The following is a 19,756-nucleotide window of genomic DNA, read 5'->3' as shown; positions in this document are numbered from 1 at the left end:
CGATTAATACAGATAGTTCAGCGCGGTTTTGTCGTTGGCGTTGAAGTAGCGGTTCTGGCCGCTGCCAATGCAGGCCAGCATCCAGGAGTTCGGGTCTGCCGCAGCGGGTGTGCCCGGAATCAGGATGGCGCCTACCGTGCTGGCACCCTCGTTGGAGGTAGAGCCGCCGCAGCTATACGAGCGGTCCGTGTAGTCGGTGTGGCGGAAGCCGATGCAGTGGCCTACTTCATGGGCAATGATAGTTGCCGCGTAGTTCAGGTTTGGGTTGGTACCGATAGCGCGGGTATTCACGTTAACCGAGCCATAAGGAGCACCAGCCGACGTAGGAAAGCCAGCGGAAGCCAGGTAGCTGCCGTTGGCCGTAGTCAGCACGATGTTGCCGCCCGAAGCTACCCGCGAGAACGTCAGCGTCAGGTTTTCCGCGTTGTAGCGGCGCACTACCTCGTCAACTACCGCAGCATAGGAAGCGGGCATTTTGTTTGACAGGCTGATGGTGATGACGCGCGGCGCTTTTACCACGTTGGTCGTGCGGTACTGCTCCTCGCTGCCTACGCGCAGTAGCTTGCCATTGCTGTAAGCCCCGGCCAGGTCGCGGTCCGTCAGGCGGATGTCGCCTTCCACGATGTAGGCGTCACCATCGCGCTGCACATTGGCCGAGCTGAAGCCCAGGGCCTGAATCTTGGCAATAGCATCCGGGCTTATCTGGTCCTTGGCAATTTCGGTTTTCTCGGCGCAGGAGGCGAGCAGCGAACCAGCCAGGGCCAGCATGCCCAGCTTAGAAGAGAAAGAGGTAAACTTCATAAATGTGGGGTGGTGTGAAAGAAATGAATTGAAAAGAGTGCTGAAAATGTAAGGAGTTTTTGCGAGGATAGAAATAAAAACTAAGTCAAATCGAGATAAGTGCAATATTATGTACATTCAATTGCTGAGTTTGTCAAATCCATAACCGGTAGCTGTGGCAGGAACCTGTACCTTGGGCAGAGCGTGGGAACCCACACACAGTAGTGCACGGTTGCTTGCTTAGGTAGCTTACCGGCTGCTTCAGCGGCCCTGCCGAAATGTGTATCTTTGTTTGAAACCGTTTTTCAGCAGCTTTCGGGCTGCTTCACTATATATAGATCTTCCAAGCCGTGGCTTGTTCTTCTTGTTCCTCTGGTGGAGGCTGCTCTACAACTGCCCAGGGCTGCGGCTCCAAAGGCAGCTGTAGCACGGGTGGCTGCAACCGCCTCAATGTATTCGACTGGCTGCAGGACCTCGATCTGCCCAGTGATTTTAAAGGCTTCAACCTCGTGGAAATCCGCTTCAAAGGCGGCCGCAAGGAATTCTTTCGCAACGAGCAGCACCTGCCCCTCGTGACCGGCGACGCCGTGGTGGTGGAAGCGGCCGGCAACGGCTGGCACCTCGGCCACGTGTCCCTAAAGGGCGAGCTGGTACGCCTGCAGATGCGCAAGAAGAAAGTACCGACCGACTCCAAGGAAATCCGGCCCATTCTGCGCGTGGCTACGCCCCAGGACGTGGAGCGCTGGGAAGCGGTGCGCGACCTGGAAACCGGCACCATGTTCCGGGCCCGCTCGGTGGTGGATGAACTGCGCCTGAAAATGAAGCTTTCCGACGTGGAGTACCAGGCCGACCGCAGCCGCGCCACGTTCTTCTACTCCGCCGACGACCGGGTGGACTTCCGGGACCTGATCAAGCGCCTGGCTGAGGAGTTTCGGGTGCGGGTAGAGATGCGTCAGATTTCCCTGCGCCACGAGGCCGGCCGCCTAGGCGGCATCGGCTCCTGCGGGCGCGAGCTGTGCTGCTCCACCTGGCTCACTGAGTTCAAGAGCGTGAGCACCACCGCCGCCCGCTACCAGAACCTAAGCTTGAATCCGGCTAAGCTCTCGGGCCAGTGCGGGCGCCTCAAGTGCTGCCTCAACTACGAACTCGACACCTACCTGGTAGCCCTCAAGGATATTCCGCAGGTACAGCGCCCCCTGCAAACCGAGAAAGGCGACGCTTTCCTGCAAAAGACCGACATTTTCAAGAAGAAGATGTGGTTTGCCTTCCGGGGCGACAACAACTGGGTGGTGCTGCCCACTGAGCGCGTGCGCGAAATTCTGGACATGAACAAGCGCGGCGAAAAGCCCGAGAGCCTGCTGCCGCCCATGCGTGAGGAAGAGCGGGAGCCCGAGGTTTCGGCCATTGTGGAAGGCAACCTCGACCGCCTCGACGATAAAATCAAAGCCGGCAAGCGCAGCAAGCGCAAAAAGAAGAAGGAGCCCGGGGCGGTTACGCCCCCCGCTGCTCCCCGCGAAACCGACGCGCCTGCGCGGAGTACGGTGGTAGCACCAACGGCTACGGCAACGCCCCGCGGCGCCGATGGCCGACCCCGCGGCGCCGCTGCCAAACCCGCTAACCGCCGCCACCGTCCGCCCCGCCCTAGCGGCGACGGCACGGCCAAACCTGAGGGGCGCGGCCCGGAGCGCCCGGCCGGTGACGCCGGGGCCGGTGGCACTGCTGAGCCCCGCTCCGGCGCCGGCCGGGGTGGCCGCCGTGGGGGCCGCCGTAGCGGAGGCAGTTCTGCTGGTTCAACTCCTCCTCAAGCCTGATTTACTTATGCCTTTTCGTTTGTTTCCGATGCGCGGGTGGTTGGCGGCGCTGAGTTTGCTGTTTTTGGCTTCTTGCGACACCAGTGAGCTGTACGAGCAGAACGTAGACCTGAAGGACGCCGGTGGGCAGCCCTACGTGTGGGCCGTGCAGGAAAAACCATCCTTCACGTTTACTATCACTGATACTACGCAGCTCTATGACGTGTACTTCAACATCCGCAACGCTGCGGATTACGGGTATTACAACCTATATGTGAAGCATACGCTCACTGCCCCGGATGGCCGGCCGGTTTCAATGCTGCTGCACGAAATGCGGCTGCTGGATGCTAAGACCGGTGAGCCCCTGGGCAGTGGTAGCGGCGACATCTTCGACCACCGCATTCTGGCTTTGCCGCAGCAGCGCTTCCGGCAGCCGGGCGAGTACCGGCTCACACTGGAACAATACATGCGCCAGGACGCCCTGCCTGGTATTATGGCCGTGGGCGTGCGCGTAGCCCGGCATACCGCCGAGTAATAGCTCGGCCCGGTTTCCTACCTTTCCTGAACTCCTTTCCGGCGAGAGCCAGAAAGGAGTTTTCGTTTTCAGACTAGGCTGAAAACAAAACGCCCACCTTGGTTTGAAACCAGGGTGGGCGTTGAAGTAGCGCTAGGGTGCCGCTGGCGGAAAGCTAGATGCGCTCCACTTTCACGGCATTCAGGCCTTTTTTGCCATCAATGACCTCGAAAGCTACCCGATCATTTTCCCGGATTTCATGTACTAGTCCGGTCTGGTGCACGAAGATTTCCTGTGCCTGCTCGTCGTCTATTATAAACCCGAAGCCCTTAGTTTCATTAAAGAATTTGACTTTGCCCGTTTTCATGCTGGGTACTTGGTTGTGGTAAAAGGTTAAAAGGAGAAACAGATTGCGACGGTAAATCTACAGGTTATTCTGCGCATAGTCCAATAGAGTATTTGCGTACGATCTAGCGTTTACCACCTTGTTGAAGCAGTATAGCCTCGAACAGCACTGCCTAGACCAAAACAGTAACACCAACATGTTACACGCCATTCGAGCCGACAGATGTAGCCGGGGCTGACCAGCTTGCGTATAAAATCGGCGTTGCATCTTTCTTTTTCACGCCTAACCACCCACCTCATGGACAATCAGCAAAAGAATCAGACCAACTCCCCTGGCACTTCCGCAACCACTTCCGATAGCAACTCCCCCACGGCACAAAACCCGGGCGTAGGGGGCTCCAACAACCCGTCCGCCAGCCTCAATAGCGTTGGTACCACTTCCAGCCAGTCGCTGGCTTCTTCGGAGATGAGTGCCGGTCAGGGCGGCCTCGGCAACACGAGCCAGAGCACCCAGGCCAACAAAGAGGTGAAGCCTGCGGCGCTGAAGACTGACAGCAAAAAATCCAGCGGCAGCACCGGAAAAGCCGGTAGCTCCGCTCCTACGACCAAAAAATCAACCGACGGTGCTTCTTCGGGCAGCGGCAGGAAGAACTCTGAGCAGAAAAGCCAGCCAGCCAGCCAGAACGACCAGCACAGCCGGCAAGACAACTACGGCGGCAACTTTGGCAACAGCATGGAAGGTAGCTACCAGGACCGTGACCGAAGCGAGAATATGAGCAGCGGCGCCGGCCGGGGCGAGTTTGGCACGCACGGGGCCGGCAACACCCAGGGCGGATACGGCAATCAGTACCGCAACAACGACTACAACCAGCACGACAACCGGAGCGGCTACTATGGCAGCAACCAGCCAGCCGGCGGCTACAGCACCCACCAGAACTCCTACCGCGACTATGACGGGCGGGGCGACTACGGCCAGGGCGACCAGTACCGCGGTGGCAACGACTACGGCCGGAGCAACCAGGGCAATTATGGTGGCCCAAACAGCTGGGGCAACCAGCACCCCTCGAACAACTACGGCCAGCAGGGGCGCGGCTACCAGGACAACAACGGCCGCAATTCGGGCGGTAATATGTACAACCGCGACAACCAGGGCAACTCCGGCCAGTACGGCAACCAACGCCACGATGACCAGCAGCGCTGGAACGAAAACAGTCGCTACCAAAATGACAACGGCTCCCGCGAAGGCCGCGACCGGGGCTACAGCAACGACTATGGCTCTTCTTCGATGGGTGGTAACCCCTATGGCCGCCGCGACCAGAACCAGTATGGATCCAACCAGAGCTACGACCAGAATCGTGGCTCGCACGGCAGCCAGCAACGCAACCAGGACAATGACTACCGGCCTTCGCAGGGCCAGGACGGCCAGGGCCAGCGTGGTGGCATGAGCAGCCAGCAGGACTACGGCCAGCAGGGCGGCTACTACCGCGATGAGAACAACCATTACAGCGGCCAGGGCGGCTACGGCGGCAACAGCCGCTCTGACCGCGACCAGTACGGCTCCCGCAGCGGCTACAACCAGGGTTCGGGCAACTACGGAGGCAACGCCCGCGAAGGATTCGGCTCCCGCGGTGGCTCCTACAACGACGAGTACACTTCCGGCAGCGGTAATATGCGCGGTGGCTCCCCTTCCCGCGGTGACTATGACCAGCAGGATAGGAACCGGAACTACGGTGGCGACCAGCGCGGCCAGTACCGCAATCAGGATAACGATTCTGATGACTATGGTCCTATGCCCCGCCGCAACCGCGGCCGCGACGAGGACGACCAGCGTTAACCTATAGGCAATAGCCATAAAAAAGCCTTCCTGCACTGCGGGAAGGCTTTTTTATGCTTCATAAATTTCAAACCTGCTCCGCAGTTGAGCGGCTATGGGTGCGAGCTAATGATGGGTGGCCCGGTACAGCTTGCCTTTTTCGTTGCTGACAATGAAGTCCTGCTCACTTACAAACACCAGCCCTTCGGCCTGGCCCGATTTGGCGAGCGGCAGACAGCTTTTCCGGCCGTCGAACAACTTGTGGCCCGGCTGACGCTCAATCAGGTAAGCGTGGCCGTAGCCTAGCAGCGCCACCAGCTGGCCGTTGGGGCTGATGTCGGCCCCGGTTATCCAGGTATTGATGCGGATGCTGTCGGCCAGCACGGCTACGTGGTTGCCCGGCCGGGCGGGTACCTTGTAATATTTCACCCAACTGCCTTTGCCCCGGTTCTTGGTGAAAAGGTGCAGGGAGTCATCGGCGTAGAAAAAGGCTTCACAGTCGAAGTTGCGGGCAGCTTTGCGCGGCGGAAAAACCCGCTGGTCGGGGTAGCGGAAGGCAATGGTGTCTACCTTCTTGAGCTCGGGCTCCTTGAGGCGGTAGATACGCAGGTCGTGGCGCTTGTTGCCGTTGTTGCCGAAGTCGCCGATGAACAGGTAGCCATGCTGGCGGTCCTGGGCCAGGTCTTCCCAATCGATGTTGTTGGCATCAGGCACGCGGTGCTTGCTCAGCAGGTCGCCCTGGGTTGTTACTTTATAGAGTATCGACGTATTGCCCCCGTCGCCGTGGGTCCACAGGTCGCCGTGGGCATTGGCCAGCGCCAGGCCGGAGCTTTCCACTACATCCTCGCGGCGCATCCGGCCAACCTGCTGCACGGTATACTCAGAATTGATTTTCTCGAAGCTGCCCCGGTCGCCCTCCTTGGTGCAGCCGCACAGCAGAGCGTGCAGGAAAAACGCCATAGGAGCCAGACGGTCGCGCAGCAGTAGCAATACATTCATGCTCTCAGGTTCAGGATGTCGGCCAGCCCCTACGGCCGGCCGGATGCCTTCCCTTACGCAGGGCCGGCAATTTTGTCGCGGCAAAATACAGTTGCTGCGCATAATTACCCTGCCGTGTTTCCCTGCCACCTGCTTTAGGTGTTCATCAGCACATCTGCGTATGCGGAAAACGAGCCTGTTTACGGCGCCGCAAACCCCAGATACGGCCGAAGCTTTTCCAACCCAGCCGGCTCCAAAATCCGAATCTGGCGCAGGTCCTCGAGCTGCTGAAAAGCCCCGTGCTGCTCCCGAAAAGCCACCAGCACCCGCGCCAGCCGGGGACCTACATACGGGTGCGCCTTCAGCTCCCCAAAGCTTGCCCGATTCACGTGGAGCGGGGTCGGTACGTAGCCCTCGCGCACAAAGGTGTACTTGCGCAGGCTGTCGGCCAGGTCGGGCGGCAGGCCAAACACTTCCTGCAGCTGCTCCTCTTTGACGAAGCCACCCAGCCGTTCTCGGTAGGCCACCAAGCGCAGGGCCGTTTTCCGACCAATGCCCCGGATTTGCTGAAGCTGCGCCGTATCGGCCGCATTCAAGTCAAACGGCTGCAGGTTCGTAGGCTTACGTTTAAAGCGTGGCGCATTGGCGGCGTAGGCTGGTCGCCGAGTGCCTGCGTAAGCCGTGGAGTCGTGGCGGGCCCAGGCCGGCTTGGTGCGCGGCGGCAGATGCTCGGGCAGTTCAATAAACGGGGCCAGCCGAGCATAGACAGCTGGTTCCAGCCCATAGGCTTTCTGAATCTGGTCTTTGGCCTGGAAGCCTTTTATGGCCTGTCCGTAGCGTACGAGGCGGGCAGCCACGTAGCGCGGCACGCCCCGGGCTTCCCAGTCCTGGGCCGTCAGCGTGTTGGGGTTGAAGGGCGCCAGCGCCACCTGCTCCATGGGCGTACGGCTGTATTTCGACGGATACCGGGACTTGCCGCCCGCGTACTGGCGGTTTGGAGCCCGGCGGGAAGCCAACTCGGCGGCAAATTTATCGAGTTCCTCTTGATCGGCTGCCGGATTATAGTGAGACAGGGCGGGGAGCAGCAGCGTGGGCACCAGCAAAAGCAGGCTCATAAGCACCAGCAGCACCACAAACCCGTTGGTTTCGACCCGCGAAAAGTGGAAGGAACGGTGTACCCGCAGATAAAAGGATAGCAGAAAGCGCTTCATGCTCGCACCGGGCTGAATAAAAATTCCCAACAAGAAATACAGCGCCGCCAGACCGGTGTGAATGTCAGGCAGCTTATTGATAGATAGCGCACTGTCAATATAGGAACCGTATCGAAAAAATCAATGAGTGGTTCCTGAGGCACTACGCCCTAAAATGGCCGTTTCTATTTCGCATTGATAAACGCCCGCTACTCGGTTTGCCGGGCCAGCAGGGCAATACCTTCCTCGAAAGTATGGGGCGCGTAGCCCAATTCCCGGCGCGCCTTATCGATGATGAAGCCCGTGCGCAGCGGGCGCCGGGCCGGCTGGGTAAACGTAGCGGCATCTACCGGCGTGAGCAAACCCGCGTCCAACTCAAAATAGGCCGCTACGCGCAGGGCCATCTGGTAGGGCGTGAACACCTCCGCCCCACTGATGTGGTAAAGGCCGGTGGCGTTTTGGCGGGCGGCCAGCCAGCAGCCCTCGGCCAAATCCTCGACCAGCGTGGGCGTGCGGAGCTGGTCATTGACTACCTGGAGCTGCTTGCCGGCCCGCAGTGAGTCGCGCACCCACAGCACCAGGTTGGTGCGGCCGTACTCGTGGGCCGTGCCATATACCAGTACCGTGCGCAGAATAGCCCACTGGCCCCGGCTGGCCTGCACCGCGCGCTCAGCGGCCAGCTTGCTTTCCCCGTAAAAGTTAATCGGCGCGGGCACCGCGTCTTCGGTCAGCGGGCCAGTATCTCCATTGAATACGAAATCGGTGCTGAGGTGCAGCAGGTGAATGCGCTGCTGTTCACAAGCCGCCACCAGGTTTTCCACCGCCGTCACGTTTTGCCGCCAGCAGTCCTCGCGGTTCAGCTCGCACTCATCGGCGTTGGTCATGGCGGCCGTGTGGATGAGGTGGGTGGGCTGCTCCTCGGCCAGTACTTGCAGCACCTGGGCGCGGTCCGTGACGTCGAGCGGCACAAACCGCACAGCCGGATGCAAGCCGGCCAGCTTGTTGGTCCCCCGGGACGTGGCAATCAACTCAACGCCCGGCTCCTGGTGCAGGCGGGCTACCAGTTGCTGGCCCAGCAGGCCGTTGGAACCCGTTATCAGCAGACGCATAAAGTGGCAGGCTAAGAGAGAACAAAAGGCAAAAATGGCCTAAACCGGCGCGCTCAGGGATACTGGTAGCCGTAGAGCTCGGTAATCTTCTTCTTCTTCAGCTTTTCCACTTTCACCGTCATTTTGAGGTCGGTAGTGGGACGGTCACGCTCGTCGCAGGGCTGCTGGGCAATCTTATCTACTACCTCCAGCCCGCTGATAACCTGGCCGAAAACCGTGTAGGCGCCGTCGAGGTGCGTGGTGCCGCTATGGTTTTGCACGATATAGAACTGGGAGCCACTGCTGGCCCGCTGCGGGTTCACGTAGTCGCCCTGGCGGGCGGCGGCCACCGCCCCGTACTTGTGGCGCAGGGCCGGCAGGATTTCGGCCGGAATGGTTTTCTCGTTGGGCGGGCCCATACCGTCGTTGCCGGGGTCCGAGTCTTTGGTGTTCGGGTCCCCGCCCTGCACCATGAAGTTGGGAATCACGCGGTGAAATGTGGTGCCGTTGTAGAAGCCGTCTTTGGCCAGCTTCAGGAAGTTAGCCTTGTGCTGGGGCGTGAGGTCCGACAGCAGCAGCCGAATGTCACCTAAGGACGTGCTGATGGTCACAACTTCGTCCTTCTTGCTGGTGCGCGGTTTTTTGGCGGCCGTGGCAGCCTGGCCAAATGCCAACATAATCAGGAGGGCGGCCGCCAGCCGGAAAAGCAGTTTCATAACAGTAGGGTAAAAGAGCAGCTCAAACTTACGCGCTTTCTACGGAGGTGGCTACATTCGGAGGCGCCTGCTGTGCCGGAAACCGGCCGGATGCCGCGTCTTTTGCGTATGCACCGCCATTCGTCTTTCCTGCCCTTCGCTCTATGTCCGACTCTACGCCCGCCGCAGCCACGCCACGCCCCCATTGGTTTCCTAAGCTGCTTCTGCTGCTCTACCTCGTCGAGTTCGTAGCGCTGGGCATCAGCCCCTCCGACCGGGGCACGTGGTGGGCCGAGAACCTGCCGATTCTGCTGATTGTGGGCGGCCTCGTGCTGCTGTACGTGCGCGGCGTGCGGTTTTCCAACACGGCATATCTGCTCATGAGCGTGCTGATATTTATGCACACCGTGGGCGGGCACTACACCTTCGAGAAAGTGCCGTTTGACTGGTTCAACAACCTGTTTGGCTTCAAGCGCAATATGTACGACCGGGTGGCGCACTTTTCCGTCGGTTTCTACGCCTACCCCATTATTGAGCTGACGGACCGCTACGGTACCATTCGCAACCGCTTCATCAGCTACCTGTTCCCGCTCTGCGTCATCGGCACCATTGCTATGGCGTATGAGCTCATCGAGTGGGTATATGCCGAAGTAGCGGGGGGCAGCGCCGGAGCTTCCTTTCTCGGCAGCCAGGGCGACATCTGGGACGCGCAAAAAGACATGCTGGCCGATACCAGCGGCGCAGTAGTGGCGTTGATTGTGCATGCGTTGAGCACTAGGAAGACCACAAGCAAGTAGTCATTGCGAGCAGCGCGAAGTAATCCGTCCTGTACAATGTACCAAGCCTTAAGATGTGAAAAGCCCCTGGCGCCAGTATGGACATCAGGGGCTTTCTGCTATAAACGTGTGTCTGGCGCTGCTCAGGACGGATTGCTTCGCGCTGCTCGCAATGACAGAGGCTACTATTATACCGCGTCCCGCTGCTGACGGATATCGTCCAGGATCTGGCGGCCGCCGCGGCTGAGCACGTTTTCGGCTACCTGCACGCCCAGTGTTTCTGCTGCTGCTACGGGCGCTGATTGGGTTTCTTCGATAAACTGCTGCCCGTCGAGGCTGATGAGGCCACCATGAAGCTGAACGTGGGCGCCATCGGCAGAAAGCGTGGCCAGCGCGAAGGACGGGATGCTGCACCCGCCTTCCATCGTGCGCAGAAACGCCCGCTCCGCCGACAGGCACAGGTGCGTAGCCGGGTGGTCCAGCACGCGGCGTATTTCTGCTTTCAGCGCGGGCGCCAGGTTGCGGGCGCACTCAATGGCGACGCTGCCCTGGCCGGTGGCGGGTATGTACTGGTTTTCGGGCAGCACCTGCCGGATGAGGTGGTCGTACTCCATGCGGTGCACGCCGGCATAAGCCAGCACCAAGGCATCGTATTGGCCTTCATCCAGCTTGCGCAGGCGCGTCTGGAGGTTGCCGCGGGCCTCGGCGGTAGTGGCGTGGGGCAGGAAGCGCCGAAGCATGGCCTTGCGGCGGGTGCTGCTGGTGCCCAGCAAGAGGCCGGGGCGCTGCAAATCCAGCTTGGGGTTGTAGCTCACGATTACGTCGTTTACCCGTTCCCGCTCCATAAAAGCCAGCAACTCCAGATCGGCAGGCAGGCTGCTTTGCACGTCCTTGGCGCTGTGTACCGCAATATCGGTGTGGCCGGAGCGCAGACTTTCTTCCAGCTCCTCCGTGAACACGCCCTTAGCCCCGATCTTATCGAGGGAGCGGTCCAGCACCACGTCGCCTTTGGTGGTGATGATGACGATTTCGGGTTCGAAACCTGCTGCGCGCAGGCAGTCGGCTACGTGGTGGGCCTGCCACAGCGCCAGCTTGCTGCCACGGGTGCCAATGCTGATGGTCGTTTTCAGGGAAGAAGCCATAGTTGGACGTTTGCCGCCGAAAGCAGTTATTTGCCAGCCAGCGGCGCTCCGGCAAAGATACTGACCAGGATTTTCCCTGCCGGCTATAGCGGTTTTAACGCCGGCTATAACAAGTTAGCAAACTATACTTTCTGCGTTTCCAGTCAGATTAACGCGTTTTTAGCTCTGCCGCAGCAGCTCCGCCACGCGCAAAGAGGTATCCACGAACACCATGCGCGGGTTGGCGTTGCGCTCCACGTGGTAATGGGCTTCGTTGAGCTGCCGGGTTAGCGGCTCGGCGTTGCGGGGCGTCACGAAGCGGCTGAAGCCCTGCACGAACGGCTGCTCGGCGGCCGACAAATGCGGCACCAGCTGCGGGTCGAGGCCGAACAGCAGCACCTTGCGCAGCTCCGTGAGGGCGTAGTGCAGAAACTCCTTCTGATTTTCGCGGCCCAGCTTCTGAAACTCGTCGCTCTTTTCCAGCATCTCGCTTACTTTGTTGCCATAGCAGGTGCGCATCCACTTCGCAAACAGCTCGAAATAGTCGTGGTCGGTGGCTGAGGTGCTGTGCGCGGCCAGGGCGCCGCCGATGTTGCCCTCGGCCATTTGAGCCAGCTGGCGGGCTTTAGCTTCGGGCACCTGGCGCGTATCATGCAGCCATTGCGTCAGCTCCTCTTCCGTCAGGGGGCGTACTACCACGGGCTGCACCCGGCTGATAATGGTGGGCAGCAGTTGCTCGGGCGCGTAGCTCACCAGCAGAAACACCGTGGCGGGCGGTGGCTCTTCCAGCAGCTTCAGCACGGCGTTGGCGGCGGCCGGGTGCATCAGCTCGGGCAGCCAGATGATGACGATTTTAAACTGCGCCTCAAACGCTTTAAGCGACACCAGCCGCAGCAGCTGCAGGCTTTCTTCCTTCGAGATGCTGCCCTGCTTGTTGTCGGCCCCGATGTACTGCATCCAGTCGTTGAGGCCCTGGTAGGGGTTTTCCAGCGCGAACGTGCGCCATTCCGCCGCAAACTTGCTGCTCACGGCATCCTTGGCTACGGCTTTGGTGGTAGTAACGGGCAGGATGAAGTTGAGGTCGGGGTGTACCAGCTTGTCAATTTTCTGACAGCTGGTACACTGGCCGCAAGAATCAGCGGCCTCGGCGGGGCGGTTTTCGCAGTTCAGGAAGGCGGCGTATGCCAGGGCCAGCGCCAAGGCCGCCGAGCCTTCGGCGCCCCGAAACAGCTGGGCGTGGGCCACGTGGCTTTGGCGCACGCTCTGCCGCAGCACCTGCTTTACGTTCTGTTGCCCCGGGATGTCAGAAAAGCGCATGGGTTTCAGTTGTCAGTTACGGGTTGCCTGTCTCCAGTTTCCGGATGTTTCAGAACCGTAAAAGAACGTCATTCCTCGGCTTGGCTAGGAATGACGTTCAAATTGCTTTGATCCATTAACACCTACAGCTCCACGCTCCGCTCGGAAGCAGCCGGGCCGGTACGCTCCCACACCCGGTCCTTCACCGTCAGTTCGTACACGTGGCGTAGCAGGTCCTGCTCTGTTTGGTCGAACTCCAGCTGACGGCGGGCCATAACGCGCTCCGCTACTTCGGCCGCTTTTGGCAGCTTAAAGGTTTCGAAGCCAGCGGCCCCGCCCCAGCTGAAGCTCGGGATAAATGTGCGCGGAAAACCCGCCCCGAAGATGTTGGCCGCCACGCCTACCACCGTGCCGGTGTTGAACATGGTGTTGATGCTGCACTTGCTATGGTCGCCCATCATCAGCCCGCAGAACTGCTGGCCGGTATTTACGAAGCGCCCCTCGGCATGGCTCCATACTTTGACGGGCGCGTAGTTATTCTTCAGGTTGGAGGTATTGGTATCGGCGCCCAGGTTGCACCACTCCCCTATCACGGAGTTGCCGAGGTAGCCTTCGTGACCCTTGTTGGAATAGCCCAGCACGATGCTGTTGGCCACTTCACCGCCTATCTTACAGAATGGCCCCACCGTGTTGTCGCCGCGCATTTTGGCGCCGGCGTTGATGTGGCTGCCCTCGCACAAAGCCATAGGTCCGCTGATGATGGCGCCCTCATGCACCTGCGAATCCTTGCCGAGGTAAATGGGACCTCGCTCAGCATTGAGGATGGCCGCCCGGATTTTCACGCCCGGCTCGATGAAGATATTTTCCGGGGCATACACGATGGTATGCGCGTCGCCCACCGGCTCCGACTGCCGCCCTTTGGTCAATAGCTCAAAGTCCCGGCGGATTTCCACTCCGTTGCGCAGAAACAGGTGCCAGGGCTGCCGAATAACCGTCACCGGCTCGGCTACCTCGCGGGTGCGCTGAAAACCATCCTGAATCAGCTCGGCTACCTGCGTAGCATCGGACAGATGCGCGGCTACCAGCAGCTCGTCGCAAAACAGGGCCTCGCCGGGTTGCAGGGCCTGCACCTGCTGGGTGAGCACCTCATCGGGGCACACGGCGCCGTTGATGACCAGGGCCGGACCCTGGGTATCGCCGGCCGGGAACTTGGCCTGCAGGTAGGGCTCCGTGAGGTAGCCTACCGAGGCGGCACCCAGCCGGTGCTGCCACTTTTCGGCCAGCGTGAGAATACCGCAGCGCAGCGCGGCCACCGGGCGCGTGAAGGTAAACGGAAGCAGATGCGGCCGAATGGCCGGGTCGTCAAAAAGCAGAACGTGCATTGGGGAAGAGCGTTTAGCCATTGGCCGGCAGCCAACAGCATCACAAAGGCAAGGGGAATGAGTGGGGACTCGGGGTCAAATTTGGCAAATAAAAAACTCCCTCCGGCTGTCGGAGGGAGTCTGTTATCAAACCAAGAGCCCGCGGCCAATGGCCGACGGCTCCATAAAGGCTTACTTCTTCTGGTAGCGGTTGCGGAATTTCTCCACGCGGCCGGCGGTGTCGATAAACACGTTTTTGCCGGTGTAGAAGGGGTGCGAGGCCGAGCTAACTTCCACCTTGATAACGGGGTAGGTTTTGCCGTCTTCCATCGTGATAGTCTCGTTCGAGCCCATCGTCGAACGGGTGATGAATTTGAAGTCGCTCGAAGTGTCCTGAAACACCACTTCGCGATACTGGGGGTGGATGTCTTTTTTCATGGTCGGGGTTCCCGTTAAAACCTTGTCTGCCTGCCGATTTTGCGGAAGGGAGTGCAAAGGTACAGTGTAACGGCATAATTCAAAAGCCTTTGCCGGCTTTTTCCAGTATTAACATGTTCTTAACCTTGTCTCAGCGAAAGCCGTCTATATTTGAGGCTGCCTGTAGGTCAACTGCGCGGGCAGCTATTTCTGTTTATCTCAACCGTATGCCGCTTAAAAAGACCGTTTTCTGCACCTTGGCCCTGTTGATCTGCAGTCCGCTGCTGTGGTCGCAGCCGGTGGGCGGCAACGGCCCGGCGGGGCAGGGAGCCACTTCCTCGTCGCCGGTGGTGCAGATGTTGCAGCCCAGCCTCGCAGCGGCCGAGGCATCAACGGCCCCATTGACGGCCGTGCGCCGCTCCTGGCAAAGTGTGAAAACGATGTTCCGCTAAGTTGATTTCGACAATAACGACTCTTTTACAACCGGCTTTCGCCGGTTTTTTTGTTGGTTTACCGCTGACTTTTTGCCTGTTCTTTTAGCCTGCTACCTGCCGTGCGCCTCTGCTTTGCTTCCAATAATGCCCATAAGCTCGACGAAATACGGCCTTTACTGCCAGCGGGCACCGAGCTGCTGAGTCTGGCTGACATCGGCTGCTACGACGAGCTGCCCGAAACCCAGGATACCCTCGAAGGCAATGCCCGCCAGAAAGCCGAATACGTGTGGGAGCACTACGGCGTGGCCTGCTTTGCCGACGACACCGGTCTGGAAGTAACCGCGCTAGGCGGAGCGCCGGGCGTGTACTCGGCCCGCTACGCCGGCCCCCAGCGCCAGGCCGACAACAACGTTCAGAAGCTGCTGCAGGAGTTGCACAGCCACCCCGACCGCTCGGCCCGCTTCCGCACCGTGGTAGCCATGGTGGGCCTTACACCGGAGCCGCAGTTGTTTGCGGGCGAGGTACTGGGCCATATCACCAAAACTCCGCAGGGCCAGGGCGGCTTCGGCTACGACCCGGTGTTCCAGCCAGCTGAAGGCGACGGCCGCACCTTCGCGGAAATGGAGCTAAGCAAAAAAAACCAGATCAGCCACCGGGCCCGCGCCGTAGCCGGCCTGGTTCAGTGGCTGAACCGGGAAATGGTGAAATAGTGAGATGGTGAGTTTGACGTTCTGATGGCGCCACTTGCGCAGATTGCGCAGCCAGAACAGCATACTCACCATCTCACTATTTCACCATTTCACTATTAGTCCCCGCCGTTGTATTACTTTTGCAGGGTTGGCCCCACTGCAACGGGCCGCACTCCCACCCCATGCAAAAACCTTTTCTGGTCGGTATTACGGGCGGCAGCGCCTCCGGCAAAACCACTTTCCTGCGCCGCCTGCTGGCATCCTTGCCCGAGCAGGATGTCTGCCTGATTTCGCAGGACAACTACTACCACCCGCGCGAAATCCAGCAGGTCGACGGCAACGGCGTCACGAACTTTGATCTGCCCGGCAGCATCGACTCGGCCGCGTACGCCAATGATGTGCTGCGTATCAGCCAGGGTCTGGAGGTGCGGCGGCCGGAGTATACGTTCAACAACCCCAACGCCCCGGTCAAGGAGCTGGTGTTTAAGCCCGCGCCCATTGTAGTGGTAGAGGGCATTTTCGTCTTTTACTTCGAGGAAGTGGCCCGGCTGCTGGATTTGAAAGTGTACATCGATGCCCGGGAACACGTGAAGGTGCTGCGCCGCATTGTGCGCGACCGGGACGAGCGGGGCTATGACCTGGAAGACGTGCTTTACCGCTATACCAACCACGTAGCGCCTACCTACGAGAAGTACATCAAGCCCTTCAAGCAGGACGCCGATCTGATTATTCCTAACAACAACCACTTCGAGAAAGGACTGGATGTGCTGGTGTCGTTCCTGAAAAGCAAAATCCCGGCGGCTGTATAGCCGCCTGTACGCTGATTGATGTACTGCCAAAAACGCGCAATGCCGTTCCTGATCCGGGCGGCCCTGCGCGTTTTTGGTTACTATACCCGGCAAAAAGGCCGGAAATGCGCTTTCCCTGCCCGCTGGATTTGGTTATATTTGCACTCCCGATTTCGCAATGACCCTGACTTTCAACCCGTTTGTATCTCGCTTACGTCTGGTATTGCTCCAGCTTACCCTGCTATGGGTGCTGGGGCTGAACCATCAGGCCGTGGCGATGTACCGGGTTTCGGCGGCCGCGCCCGGCCACGCCACGCGGGTGGGTGCCTCGCCCAAGGCGGCCGTCATCAAGCAGAAAGTAACGCTTGAGGCCACGGCCCCGCTGGGGGTGTGGCTGGCGCCTGCCGTAGATGCGTGGCTGCCCCCCGTGCCGGCTTTACCAGGCTGGCCGCTGGCCGCCCAGGCCCCATTTGCCCGCGCCCCGCGCCCCTGCGCCGTGCCCGATGCCTTCCGCACGCGCCTGCTCGGCGCTTCGCTGTCGCCGCATGCTCCCTAGAGGATAAAGAGGAATGACGAAGGAGGGATGACGAACTGCTGCGCAGTGTAGCTTTTCATTCCCCGCAACTCATTCCTCCTTCTTTATTCCTCTTTCTTCATTGCCATCTTCCCAAGTACATGCGTAACAAAAATCTTATTATCACCCTCACGGTTATCGTTACCGCGTTGTGTGCCTATTTTCTCACGCTCACGTTCATCTCGCGGGGCGTGCAGCAAAAGGCGGTGAACTACGCCACCCGCAATGGCCGCGTCGACCAGAGCCTGCGCCAGCACTACCTCGACTCAGTGTGGCGCGCGCCGGTGTTTGGCCCCCTCACCTACCGCGACGTGCGGGAGAAAGAACTCGGCCTGGGCCTTGACCTGAAAGGCGGCATGCACGTGACCCTGGAAATTTCGCCGGTGGAAATTGTGCGGGCCATGGCCAACAACTCCAAGGACCCCAAGTTTGTGCAGGCCATGCAAAAGGCCCAGGAGCTGCAGAAAACCAACCCCACTACCCAGTTCACGGCCCTGTTTGCCCAGAGCTTCCGCGAAGTGGCCCCCGGTGACAAGCTGGCCCGCATCTTTGCCAACACCACGAACAAGAGCCGCGGTCTGACTTATAGCTCAACCAACGAGCAGGTAATTGCCGCCATCGACAAGGAAGAGGAAGAAGCCATTGACCGCTCCTTCAATATCCTGCGTACCCGCGTCGACAAGTTTGGCGTGAACCAACCCACCATCCAGCGCGTGAAAGGCACTGGCCGTATTCAAATCGAGCTGCCCGGCGTAGACAACCCCGAGCGCGTGCGCAAGCTGTTGCAGGGCCAAGCCAAGCTGGAGTTCTGGGAAGTATGGCGCACCGACGAGTTTGCCCCTTACTTCAATCAGTTGAATGAAGTGCTGACGGCCCAGGAAGCTGCTGGCAAAGCTACCGGCACTGCTGCCGCTACCACCGATACCGCCGCCACGGCCACCGCTACCGGCGACTCTACCTCCCTGGCCAGCCAGCTGGCCAAGAAAAACGCTACTGCCAAAGCCGACTCGGCCAACCCCGCGCAAAGCAGTCAGCTGGCTCGCCTGTTCACCATGCCTGGTGGCCTGGGTGCCAACCTGCGCGACACGGCCCGCGTGAATGCCCTGCTGCGTAGCCAGGAAGTGCGTGCCGTACTGCCCCCAACCTGACGCTGCTGTGGGACGTGAAGCCCACCACCATCGACGGCCAGGAATATCTGCAACTGAACGCCATCCGCAAAACCCGCGAAGGCGTGGCCCCCATGGGTGGCGACGTGGTATCGGATGCCCGCCAGGACTACGACCAAGGTGGCCGCCCCGAGGTATCGATGCAGATGAACCCGGCCGGTGCCCGCAAGTGGCAGCGCCTCACGGCCAGCAATATTGGTCGCCAGGTAGCCATTGTGCTCGACGACTACGTGTACTCCGCGCCGGTGGTGCAGTCGGAAATTGCCGGCGGCAACTCCAGCATCTCGGGCAACTTCAGCATCGAAGAAGCGCAGGATTTGGCCAACGTACTGAAGGCCGGCAAGCTGCCCGCGCCTACGCGCATCGTGGAAGAAGCCGTAGTTGGTCCTTCGCTCGGTCAGGAAGCCATCAACCAGGGTTTGTACTCTACGCTGGCGGGCCTGGTTATCATCATGATTTTCATGGCCTTGTACTACGGCCGCGCAGGTCTGGTGGCTGATGCCTCACTGCTGTTCAACATGTTCCTGGTGATGGGCGTGCTGGCACAGTTTGGCACGGCCCTTACGCTGCCCGGCATTGCTGGTCTGCTGCTGGTTATTGCCGCCTCGGTGGATGCCAACGTACTGATCTTCGAGCGGATACGGGAAGAGCTGAACCATGGTCTGCAGCTCAAGGATGCTATCAACAAAGGCTACTCGCGCGCTTTCTCGGCCATTTTCGACTCCAACGTTACCACGCTGATTATTGCCATTATCCTGGGCTTCTTCGGTACGGGCCCGGTGCAGAACTTCGCCATCACGCTGGGCATCGGGGTATTCACCTCTTTCCTGTCGGCGGTGTACGTGTCGCGTCTCATCATCGAGTTCCTGACCAAAGACAAGGAAACCAGCAAGATTCAGTTCTCCACGGCGCTGTCGCGCAACCTGTTCCAGAACCTGAACTTCGACATCGTGGGCAAGCGTAAGCTGGCCTACATCGGCTCAACGATTTTCATCGTCATCGGCTTTGTGCTGATGGCCGTGCAGGGTGGCCCCAACCTGGGTGTTGACTTCCGCGGAGGCCGTTCCTACGTGGTGGACTTCAACAAAACCGTAGCAGCCGATGAAGTACGCACGGCGCTGCTCGAAAACTTCCAAGGAGCCGGCACGGAGGTAAAAACCTTCGGCGCCAACAACCGCCTGCGCATTACCACTGGTTACCTGGCCGACGACGAAAGCCTGGCCGCTGACCAGAAAGCGCGCACCGCTCTTGACCAAGGCTTGCAGAAATTCAGTGCCGATCAGCCTCAGATCAAGAGCACCTCGAAAGTGGGCGCTACTATTGCCGACGACATCAAGAAAACCTCGGTGCTGAGCCTGGGCCTGACGCTGCTGGGCATTTTCGTGTACGTGCTGCTGCGCTTTGAGAAGTGGCAGTACTCCATGGCCGCTGTAATTGCCCTGTTCCACGATGCGCTGCTGGTTATTGCCGCGTATCCCATTGCCCGTCTGTTCGGCCTGAACTACGAAATGGACCAGATTTTCGTGGCGGCCGTGCTCACCATCATCGGCTTCTCCATGAACGATACGGTGGTTATCTACGACCGAATCCGGGAATACCTGCGCGAAAACAAGCACCTCACCTTTGCTCAGGTAGCCAACCCGGCCCTGAACAGCACGTTCTCCCGCACCATGATTACGTTTACCACGGTATTCCTGGTAGTGGCCGTGCTGTTCTTCTTTGGCGGCGAAACCCTGCGCTCCTTCTCCTTCGCTATGATGATCGGGATGGTGTTCGGCACGTACTCGTCGCTGTTCATTGCTACGCCCATCATCCTCGATACCTACGGCCGCAAGGAGGCCCGCGAGCGGGGCGTAGACCATACTACCACCATCACCGATACCGACGCTCCCAAGCTGAACACGACGCACGCGTAAGCAGCCCTCAGCGCTTATCGTATAA

General features: G+C 59.7%; 20 protein-coding genes. 10 read left to right on the top strand and 10 right to left on the bottom strand.

Going from position 1 to position 19,756, the window contains the following annotated elements; genetic code table 11:
• Positions 1–3: 3 nt before the first annotated feature.
• A complete protein-coding gene (locus LRS06_RS13425; RefSeq protein ID WP_257871938.1) occupies positions 4–801 on the bottom strand; it encodes a zinc-dependent metalloprotease in 798 nt (265 codons plus the stop codon).
• A 329-nt stretch (positions 802–1,130) separates the two neighbouring features.
• On the opposite strand from LRS06_RS13425, the gene ricT reads away from it, so the two are divergent.
• Positions 1,131–2,591, top strand: coding sequence for a regulatory iron-sulfur-containing complex subunit RicT (gene ricT / locus LRS06_RS13420; protein ID WP_308239905.1), 1,461 nt, complete (start codon positions 1,131–1,133; stop codon positions 2,589–2,591).
• 7 nt (positions 2,592–2,598) lie between these two features.
• Positions 2,599–3,105 (top strand): gliding motility lipoprotein GldH, encoded by a 507-nt coding sequence (locus LRS06_RS13415; protein WP_257871937.1) that lies wholly within the window; start codon positions 2,599–2,601, stop codon positions 3,103–3,105.
• Positions 3,106–3,259: 154 nt separating this feature from the next.
• Here the strand turns inward: LRS06_RS13415 and LRS06_RS13410 are convergent, their stop codons facing one another.
• Entirely contained in the window at positions 3,260–3,451 is a 192-nt protein-coding gene (locus LRS06_RS13410) for a cold-shock protein (RefSeq protein WP_196953837.1), read from the bottom strand.
• Between the two features lie 276 nt (positions 3,452–3,727).
• Between LRS06_RS13410 and LRS06_RS13405 the strand changes: the two genes are divergently transcribed.
• A complete protein-coding gene (locus LRS06_RS13405) occupies positions 3,728–5,263 on the top strand; it encodes a hypothetical protein (protein ID WP_257871936.1) in 1,536 nt (511 codons plus the stop codon).
• A 105-nt stretch (positions 5,264–5,368) separates the two neighbouring features.
• Here LRS06_RS13405 and LRS06_RS13400 read toward each other — a convergent pair whose 3' ends face one another.
• The 4 genes from LRS06_RS13400 to LRS06_RS13385 all read right to left on the bottom strand — a co-directional run bounded on the left by LRS06_RS13400 (position 5,369) and on the right by LRS06_RS13385 (position 9,214).
• A complete protein-coding gene (locus tag LRS06_RS13400; RefSeq protein WP_257871935.1) occupies positions 5,369–6,241 on the bottom strand; it encodes a hypothetical protein in 873 nt (290 codons plus the stop codon).
• Positions 6,242–6,420: 179 nt separating this feature from the next.
• Entirely contained in the window at positions 6,421–7,431 is a 1,011-nt protein-coding gene (locus tag LRS06_RS13395) for a helix-hairpin-helix domain-containing protein (protein ID WP_257871934.1), read from the bottom strand.
• A 188-nt stretch (positions 7,432–7,619) separates the two neighbouring features.
• The gene (locus LRS06_RS13390) at positions 7,620–8,519 is read right to left on the bottom strand and encodes an SDR family oxidoreductase (protein ID WP_257871933.1); all 900 of its coding nucleotides are present in this window, start codon (positions 8,517–8,519) and stop codon (positions 7,620–7,622) included.
• A gap of 53 nt (positions 8,520–8,572) precedes the next feature.
• Positions 8,573–9,214 carry a peptidylprolyl isomerase gene (locus tag LRS06_RS13385; RefSeq protein ID WP_374679428.1) on the bottom strand — a complete coding sequence of 214 codons (642 nt, stop codon included), beginning with the start codon at positions 9,212–9,214 and terminating at the stop codon, positions 8,573–8,575.
• Positions 9,215–9,357: 143 nt separating this feature from the next.
• Between LRS06_RS13385 and LRS06_RS13380 the strand changes: the two genes are divergently transcribed.
• Complete coding sequence (locus LRS06_RS13380) at positions 9,358–9,990, top strand: DUF2238 domain-containing protein (protein WP_257871932.1); 633 nt, start codon at positions 9,358–9,360, stop codon at positions 9,988–9,990.
• 167 nt (positions 9,991–10,157) lie between these two features.
• Here LRS06_RS13380 and hemC read toward each other — a convergent pair whose 3' ends face one another.
• The 4 genes from hemC to LRS06_RS13360 form a co-directional block, all read right to left on the bottom strand.
• The gene (gene hemC, locus LRS06_RS13375) at positions 10,158–11,111 is read right to left on the bottom strand and encodes a hydroxymethylbilane synthase (RefSeq protein ID WP_257871931.1); all 954 of its coding nucleotides are present in this window, start codon (positions 11,109–11,111) and stop codon (positions 10,158–10,160) included.
• 159 nt (positions 11,112–11,270) lie between these two features.
• Positions 11,271–12,407, bottom strand: a complete 1,137-nt coding sequence (locus LRS06_RS13370; protein WP_257871930.1) for a DNA polymerase III subunit delta — start codon at positions 12,405–12,407, stop codon at positions 11,271–11,273.
• 122 nt (positions 12,408–12,529) lie between these two features.
• A complete protein-coding gene (locus LRS06_RS13365) occupies positions 12,530–13,768 on the bottom strand; it encodes a GlmU family protein (RefSeq protein WP_257871929.1) in 1,239 nt (412 codons plus the stop codon).
• 171 nt (positions 13,769–13,939) lie between these two features.
• Positions 13,940–14,185, bottom strand: coding sequence for a type B 50S ribosomal protein L31 (locus tag LRS06_RS13360; protein ID WP_196953848.1), 246 nt, complete (start codon positions 14,183–14,185; stop codon positions 13,940–13,942).
• A gap of 206 nt (positions 14,186–14,391) precedes the next feature.
• Between LRS06_RS13360 and LRS06_RS13355 the strand changes: the two genes are divergently transcribed.
• From LRS06_RS13355 to secF, 6 genes are all read left to right on the top strand, one after another.
• A complete protein-coding gene (locus LRS06_RS13355) occupies positions 14,392–14,616 on the top strand; it encodes a hypothetical protein (RefSeq protein WP_257871928.1) in 225 nt (74 codons plus the stop codon).
• A 101-nt stretch (positions 14,617–14,717) separates the two neighbouring features.
• Entirely contained in the window at positions 14,718–15,308 is a 591-nt protein-coding gene (gene rdgB / locus LRS06_RS13350) for an RdgB/HAM1 family non-canonical purine NTP pyrophosphatase (protein ID WP_257871927.1), read from the top strand.
• Positions 15,309–15,469: 161 nt separating this feature from the next.
• On the top strand, positions 15,470–16,096 hold the full coding sequence (locus LRS06_RS13345) for a uridine kinase (protein ID WP_257871926.1): 627 nt from the start codon (positions 15,470–15,472) through the stop codon (positions 16,094–16,096).
• 157 nt (positions 16,097–16,253) lie between these two features.
• Positions 16,254–16,631: a hypothetical protein gene (locus tag LRS06_RS13340; RefSeq protein WP_257871925.1), complete on the top strand. Its 378-nt coding sequence runs from the start codon at positions 16,254–16,256 to the stop codon at positions 16,629–16,631.
• A 119-nt stretch (positions 16,632–16,750) separates the two neighbouring features.
• Positions 16,751–17,797, top strand: a complete 1,047-nt coding sequence (locus LRS06_RS25405) for a hypothetical protein (RefSeq protein WP_308239904.1) — start codon at positions 16,751–16,753, stop codon at positions 17,795–17,797.
• Positions 17,798–17,811: 14 nt separating this feature from the next.
• Positions 17,812–19,731 (top strand): protein translocase subunit SecF, encoded by a 1,920-nt coding sequence (gene secF / locus LRS06_RS25400; RefSeq protein WP_308239903.1) that lies wholly within the window; start codon positions 17,812–17,814, stop codon positions 19,729–19,731.
• Positions 19,732–19,756 lie beyond the last annotated feature (25 nt).

It is taken from the genome of Hymenobacter sp. J193 (assembly GCF_024700075.1).
Lineage (GTDB): Bacteria > Bacteroidota > Bacteroidia > Cytophagales > Hymenobacteraceae > Hymenobacter.
This window is presented reverse-complemented; position numbering and strand designations above follow the sequence as displayed.